This window comes from Amycolatopsis sp. SID8362 (assembly GCF_010550475.1).
Classification (GTDB): Bacteria; Actinomycetota; Actinomycetes; order Mycobacteriales; family Pseudonocardiaceae; genus Amycolatopsis; species Amycolatopsis eburnea.
Window position 1 is genome coordinate 1 of sequence record NZ_JAAGNB010000198.1, and the last position, 6,893, is coordinate 6,893.

4 protein-coding genes and 2 pseudogenes are annotated in these 6,893 nt (G+C 72.0%); 3 read left to right on the forward strand and 3 right to left on the reverse strand.

The annotated features are described in order from the left end of the window. A pseudogene (locus G3I65_RS07230) lies at window positions 1-328 on the reverse strand (lipase); the annotation flags it as partial. A 28-nt stretch (window positions 329-356) separates the two neighbouring features. Then, window positions 357-1,910, reverse strand: coding sequence for a GMC oxidoreductase (locus G3I65_RS07235; protein ID WP_160695397.1), 1,554 nt, complete (start codon window positions 1,908-1,910; stop codon window positions 357-359). 104 nt (window positions 1,911-2,014) lie between these two features. Here G3I65_RS07235 and G3I65_RS07240 point away from each other — a divergent pair, with 104 nt between their 5' ends. From G3I65_RS07240 to G3I65_RS07250, 3 genes are all read left to right on the forward strand, one after another. Next, a complete protein-coding gene (locus G3I65_RS07240; protein ID WP_160695398.1) occupies window positions 2,015-2,575 on the forward strand; it encodes a TetR/AcrR family transcriptional regulator in 561 nt (186 codons plus the stop codon). Between the two features lie 403 nt (window positions 2,576-2,978). Continuing rightward, window positions 2,979-6,101 carry a family 43 glycosylhydrolase gene (locus G3I65_RS07245; RefSeq protein WP_160695399.1) on the forward strand — a complete coding sequence of 1,041 codons (3,123 nt, stop codon included), beginning with the start codon at window positions 2,979-2,981 and terminating at the stop codon, window positions 6,099-6,101. A gap of 110 nt (window positions 6,102-6,211) precedes the next feature. Further along, a complete protein-coding gene (locus G3I65_RS07250) occupies window positions 6,212-6,556 on the forward strand; it encodes a hypothetical protein (protein ID WP_160695400.1) in 345 nt (114 codons plus the stop codon). A gap of 3 nt (window positions 6,557-6,559) precedes the next feature. Here G3I65_RS07250 and G3I65_RS07255 read toward each other — a convergent pair. After that, window positions 6,560-6,893, reverse strand: a pseudogene (locus tag G3I65_RS07255) (hypothetical protein); the annotation flags it as partial.

Consider the following 6,893-nt stretch of genomic DNA (forward strand, 5'->3'; position numbering starts at 1 on the left):
TGCCCCGCGTGCCGCTGGCCACCGAGACGATCGGCCGCGGCCCGGCGCCGGTCCACGGCGCCGTCGGCACGAGCACCCGGCCGGACACCGCGATCGGCGTGTCCGTCGCGGACCTCGACCGGTACAGCACCAGGTACCCGCGAGCCCCGGACTGGTCCGGCAGCGGCCGCCACCACACGACGTCGCCGTCGGCACCGGCCGGCAGCGGGCTCGGCGGCGTGTAGAAGGCGTCTCCGGCAGGGCCTCGCGGTGGCTCGGCGGCGGTGGCCGGACCGGCCACAGTGGACACCAGGAGAACGGTCAGCAGGACCGTCCACAAGCGACGCATGAGAACTCCTCGTCGAGTTCGGAAGGGACTAGAAGACGCGGTCGACGTCTTCGGCGATCAGGTGGTCCAGCGCGCGCTCGGCGACGGCGGCGATGGTCATCGAGGGGTTGCAGGCGGCGGTCGTCCCCGGCATCAGGGCGCCGTCGAGGACGTACAGGCCGCGGTGGCCGAGCACGCGGCCTTCGAGGTCGCAGACCGCGCCCATCGCGGCGCCGCCGAGCGGGTGCCAGGTGCTGGGGACGACGGCGGTCGTGTCGAGCAGCACGCCGAGCGGCCCGGCGATGCGGGAAATCCGTTCGTGGATGCGCGCGCTCAGCTTCGCGTCGGCGCCGGACGGCCAGTGCAGCACGGCGTCGTCCTTCGCGGCGTCGTAGACGAACCGGCCGCGCCCGGCGCTGATGCCGTAGCCGACGAGCATCGTGGTGCGCAGGTCCGGCAGCGGCGGCAGGGACGCCTGGATGACGGTGTTGGCCGTCGCGGGGTCGTCCCACTCCTTGCTGCCGTAGACGACCGGGCCGCCCTGCGGCGCGCCGAAGTCGTCGGCGAGGTTGGTCCAGGTGTAGATGCGGTCGCCGTTGGTGCCCCAGCCCGCGCCCAGCGCGTCGGGCAGGTCGGGGATGTCGCCCTTCGCGCCCGCGCGCATCAGCAGCCGGGTCGTGTTCGCCGTGCCGGCCGCCATGACGAGTGCTTTCGCGGTCAGGATCTTCTTCTCGAGCACGTTCCCGGCGGTGTCGATGCGGTCGACGCGGACCTCCCAGCGGCCGTCCGGGGCGAGCGCGACGTCGGTGACGTTGTGCAGGGTCGCCACGGTGCAGCGGCCGGTGGCTTCGGCGGCCGCGAGGTAGGTGACGTCGACCGAGTGCTTGCCGCCGTTGTTCACCCCGAGCGCGCAGTCCCCGTTGGTGTAGGACGGCTTCACCTCGCCGTCGAGCTCGCGCAGCGCGAAGTCCCAGTCGATCGGCATCGGGATCTTCTCGACGGCGTACCCGGCGTCGCGCGCGTTGCGGGCGAAGACCCGCGCGGCCTTGTACGTCTTGCTCTCGACGAGGGCGTCCGGCGCGGTCTCGATGCCCAGCATCGCGGCGACGCGGGGGTAGTGCTCGGCGGCCATCCGGGCGTAGTCGAGCTGCTCGGGGAAGCAGGCGTGGAACAGCTCGGCCGTCGGCTGCAGCGTCATGCCCTGGTAGATCAGCGAGCCGCCGCCGACGCCCGCGGCGCACATCATGCTCATGCCCTGGCCGCTGACCTGCTCCAGCAGCCCGGTGTAGCGCTCGAACGGCGGCAGCGAGGGCAGGCCCGGCAGCGACGGCGCCGAGCCGAGCCAGAAGATCCGCTTGTCCGGCGACGTCGGGTGCGGGAACGTCTCGGCGTCCGGGCCGGTCGGCCAGCGCCGTCCGCGTTCGAGCACCAGCACCGGCACGCCGGCCTGGGCCAGCCGCAGCGCCGTGACCCCGCCGCCGAACCCGGACCCGATGACGACGACCCGGTGCTCCTCGCGGGTGACCCGGGCGGCGCCGAGCGCGGCGGCCCCGGCGACGGCGGCGGCGCCCTTCAGGACGGTACGGCGGTTCAGGACGGGCATGGGGCTCCTCCGGCGGTGATCGTGACCTGGGGTGACGGTAGGAACCCGAACCGAGAGATGGAACGGATTGCCGGTCTCACTACTCACGAGTAACGTGGTGGCCCATGCGCGCAGGGCGACCGTCTTCGGCCGTACCCCGGCGCGTCGACGCGCGCCGCAACCGCGAAGCGATCCTGCGCGCCGCCGACGAGGTCTTCAGCGAGCAGGCGGACGTCGCCCTGGACGAAGTGGCCCGCCGCGCCGGCCTCGGCCGCGCGACGGTCTACCGGCACTTCCCCGACCGCACGGCACTGGCGTTCGCCGTCGCGGCCCACCACCTCACCGCGCTCAAGAGCGTGGTGCGCGACGAACCGTTCCGCGAGCTGCTGCGGCGCGTCCTGGCGATGCAGGCCCGGCGACGGCCCCTGGTCCGGATCTTCCGCGAGCTGCCGGAACGCAGCCAGCGCCAGTACACGCACGCGTTGATCGCGTTGCTGCGCCCGGCGTTCGAACGGGCCCAGCGCGAAGGCGGCGTCCGCGCCGATCTGCAGCCGGCGGACCTGGCACTGCTGTTCGAAATGCACGAGGCGGCGCTTGCCGCCGGGCCGGCGCCGCGCGACCGGACGGAACCGGCGGAGCGCCTGGTCCGCGTGTTCCTGGACGGCTTGGCGGGCGCCGGGAACTGATGCCCGGCCGGGATCGACGCTTCACCCGGACGTCAGGGCCCGGCAAAGTCGGGCAGCAGGGCCGATCCGGCCATCCGCGACGACATGAATGAGTCATTCACGTCACCAGACGACATAAATGACCCATTCACGACATCCCCGCGACGCCGGGCAGACCACGCCACCAGGCGACCCTGGCGCCGGTCGCCTCCTCGTCGGCGCGACTTTGCCGGGACCCTGTCGCCAGACGACATGAATGACCCGTTCATGACATCTCCGCGACCCCGAGCCGACCGCGGGGGGCACGACTTCCCCGCCGGGCCCGGCCGGCTCTTGACCCCCGCGCACCACCGCCCTAAAGTCAGCGTGCCCCGTCCGATGTTAACGTTAACATGACCCTCGACGCGCCCCCAAGGACACAACGATGAGGTTGTTCTCCCCGCGCCGTTTCGGCGTCGTGCTGGCCGTCGTGGCCGCACTCGTCCCCATCCCGAGCGCGAACGCCGCGCCGTCGCCCACGCTGCAAGCCGCCGCCGAAAGCCTTGCCGTGCCCGGCATCGACGACGTGCGCGGCAACCTCACCCTGCCGGTCACCGGGCCGGGCGGGACGAGCGTCAGCTGGACGTCCGACGCTCCCGCCGTCATCACCCCGACCGGCGAAGTGACCCGGCCGCCGACCGGAAGCCAGCCACGCAACGTCGTCCTGACCGCGAAAATCACCGCGGGGCGGGAAAGCGCCACGCGGCGGTTCACCGCCACCGTCGTCCCCAAGCCGGTCCAGGAACCACTGGCCGGGTACAGCTTCTTCTACTTCACCGGCGAAGGCACGTCCAACGGCGAGCAGATCTACTCCGCGCTCAGCCGCGGCAACGACCCGCTGAACTTCACCGAGCTCAACAACGGCCAGCCGGTCCTCAAGTCGAGCCTCGGCGAGCTGGGCGTGCGCGACCCGTTCATCCTGCGCTCCCCCGACGGCGACAAGTTCTACCTCCTCGCCACCGACCTGCGGATCTACGCCGGCCGCGGCTGGGACGCCGCGCAGCGGACCGGGAGCCGGTCGATCATGGTGTGGGAATCGACCGACCTCGCGCACTGGTCGCGCCAGCGCAGCGTGCAGGTCTCCCCGCCCGCCGCCGGGAACACCTGGGCGCCGGAAGCGTTCTGGGACGCCAAGCGCGGCACCTACGTCGTCTACTGGGCGTCCAAGCTCTACGCCGAGAGCGACCCGAACCACACCGGCGACAGCTACAACCGCATGATGTACGCGACCACCCGCGACTTCGTCAGCTTCAGCGCGCCGCAGGTGTGGATCGACCCGGGCTACTCGGTGATCGACTCGACGGTCATCAAGGACCAGGACACCTACTACCGCTTCACGAAGGACGAGCGCAACAACACGTCCTCGACGCCGTGCAGCAAGTTCATCACCGAAGAGAAGTCCACCGACCTGCTCGACCCGCACTACGGCTTCGTCGCCGACTGCATCGGCAAGGCGACCGCCACCAGCCCCGGGCTCTCCGCGGGCGAAGGGCCCACCGGCTTCAAGTCCAACACCGAGAACAAGTGGTACCTGTTCATCGACGAGTTCGGCGGCCGCGGCTACGTCCCGTTCGAGACCACCGACCTCGCCTCCGGCAAGTGGACGATGTCGGCGGGCGCGCACCTGCCGTCGTCCCCGCGGCACGGCACCGTGCTGCCCGTGACGCAGGCGGAGATGAACCGGCTGAGCGCTCCCCCGGCGCCGGTGAAGTCCGACGCGAACGGGCTCGTCGCGCACTGGCCGCTCGACGCGAAGTCGGGCACGGTCGCGGCCGACACCACCGGGCACGGCTACGACGGCGCCCTCGCCGGCGACGTCGGCTGGAGCGACGGCGCGCTCGCGTTCGGCGGCAAGAACGGGCACGTCCAGCTGCCGAACAACCTGCTGACCGGCGCCGCCGCGGCCACCGTCTCGGCCGACGTCCTGGTCGATCCGGCCCAGCAGACGCCGTACTTCCTGTGGGGCCTGGGCAACACCGCCCGGGACGGGACCGGCAACGGCTACCTGTTCACCACCGGCGGCACCGCGAGCGGCGGCCTGCGCGGCGCCATCGCCACCGGGAACTGGACCACCGAGCAAGCGGTGGCGGGCGGCGGACTGCCGCGCGGGGTCTGGAAGAACGTGACGCTGACCGTCGGCGACGGCGTCGAGGTGCTCTACCTCGACGGCGTCGAAGTCGCCCGCAACACCGCCGCCACCATCAAGCCGTCGGACCTCGGCGGCGGGGTCACGGCGGCGAACTACCTCGGCCGGTCGGTGTACGCGAGCGACAAGACCTTGACCGGCAAGATGAAGGACGTGCGGCTGTACAACCGGGCGCTCTCCGGGCTGGAAGTCTCCGCGCTCCCGTCCAACAGCACGGCCATCCGGTCGGTCACGCTCGCCTCGCTCAAGACGCCGGCCGTCATCGACTCCGGCGCCGGGACGGTCGTGCTGCCCGTCAAGCCGGGCGCCGACGTGCGGAAGCTGGCGCCGGTGTTCGGCCTCGCGCCGGGCGCGACCATCAAGCCGGGCAACGGGAAGCCGGTGAACCTCAGCACGCCCCAGCGGTTCACGGTCACCGGCGCGGGCGGCGACCGTCGCGTGTGGACGGTCGAGGCGCACGAGGTGCGCAGCCCGGTGCTGCCGGGCTTCACCGCCGACCCGAACATCGTCGCGTTCGGCGACACCTACTACCTCTACCCGACCACGGACGGCTTCGACGGCTGGAGCGGGACGAAGTTCTCGGCGTGGTCGTCGAAGGACCTGGTGCACTGGACCGACAACGGCGTCATCCTGGACCTCGGGCCGGACGTGAGCTGGGCGGACAAGAACGCCTGGGCGCCGACGATCGCCGAGCGCCACGGCAAGTACTACTTCTACTTCTGCGCCGAGGCCAAGATCGGCGTGGCGGTGAGCGACTCGCCGACCGGCCCGTTCGTCGACTCCGGCAAGCCGCTGATCGCCGCCAACCCCGACGGCGGCCAGGCGATCGACCCGGCGGTCTTCGTCGACCACACCGGGCAGCCGTACCTCTACTGGGGCAACGGCAACGCCTACGTCGTCCCGCTGAACGACGACATGGTGTCCTACGACCCGGCGAAGATCACCCGCCTCACCGGGCTCGACGGGTTCCGCGAAGGCCTCTTCATGGCCGAGCGGCAGGGCACCTACTACCTGAGCTGGTCGATCGACGACACGCGCAGCGAGGACTACCGCGTCGGCTACGCGACGGCGCCGAGCCCGGCCGGGCCGTTCACCAACCGCGGCCTGCTGCTGAGCAAGGACGCGCACCTGGGTGTGCTCGGCACCGGCCACAGCTCGATGCTGCGCGTCCCGGGCACCGACGACTGGTACCTGGCCTACCACCGCTTCGGCATCCCGGGCGGCGACGGCACCCACCGCGAGACGACGATCGACAAGCTCACCTTCCGCCGCGACGGCACCATCGAGCCGGTGAAGCCGACGCTGGAAAGCGTGCGGCCGCAGCGGATCCCGGGGCACTGCGGAGCGGTGCGGGCCAGCTGAGACAGACGTCACCCGGCTAGGTGGATGGAGGTCACCTGGCGGCGCGTTTATCCCGTGTGAGGCGGGGTAAACGTCCGCCGTTCAGGTTGCCTCCGACCAGGAGCCGTTTGATGACCAGCGTCCTGACCGACGGGCTCGAGAACTCCCGTCAGGTCCCCCGGCCGCGCCCCCGTCCGGTCCCGTCCGACACGCTCTCCGAGCTGGCCCGCCTCGCCGCGCTCGCCGAACTCGCCCGGCGTTCCTCGCCGTCCCTGATGCACCACGCGATCCTCGCCGGCACGTCGCCCGCCACGGTCGCGGCGGCCGCGAAGGTCGACGTCGCCGAAGCGCACATCCGCTGGCACGAGTGGGCCGACACCGCGGTCGGCCGGGACGAGTACGTCCGCGTGCACACCGCGTTCGCCGAAGCCGTCGTCGCCCGCCACCCCGCCGTGGAGGAGGAACTGCGCCCGTGAGCTTCACCCCGCCGGCACGGGCCAGCGCCGCCACACCGCGACGTGCAGGATCACCGCCAGGCTGAGCGCGTTCAACGTCGTGTGCGTGACCCAGCCGCCGACGAGGTCGGCCGGCACCGCGGCCCACCGCGCGAGCCGCGGCAACGTCCACGACAACGCCCCGGCCAGCAGCGCCACCAGCACCAGGACGACCGTGCGGCCCGGCAGCGGGGCGAGCCGGATGCCGGGCCACGCTTCGAAGAGCATCGCCACCACGAGCACGGACGCGATCACCGCGCCGGCGACCGGCGGCGGCACCCACGTCCAGGTGACCCAGGTGGCGGCGACGACCACGGCG

Excerpts from the sequence above, each read along its gene's own strand:
- G3I65_RS07235 (WP_160695397.1), bottom strand. The coding sequence starts at position 1,910 with ATGCCCGTCCTGAACCGCCGTACCGTCCTGAAGGGCGCCGCCGCCGTC.
- G3I65_RS07240 (WP_160695398.1), top strand. The coding sequence starts at position 2,015 with ATGCGCGCAGGGCGACCGTCTTCGGCCGTACCCCGGCGCGTCGACGCG.
- G3I65_RS07245 (WP_160695399.1), top strand. The coding sequence starts at position 2,979 with ATGAGGTTGTTCTCCCCGCGCCGTTTCGGCGTCGTGCTGGCCGTCGTG.
- G3I65_RS07250 (WP_160695400.1), top strand. The coding sequence starts at position 6,212 with ATGACCAGCGTCCTGACCGACGGGCTCGAGAACTCCCGTCAGGTCCCC.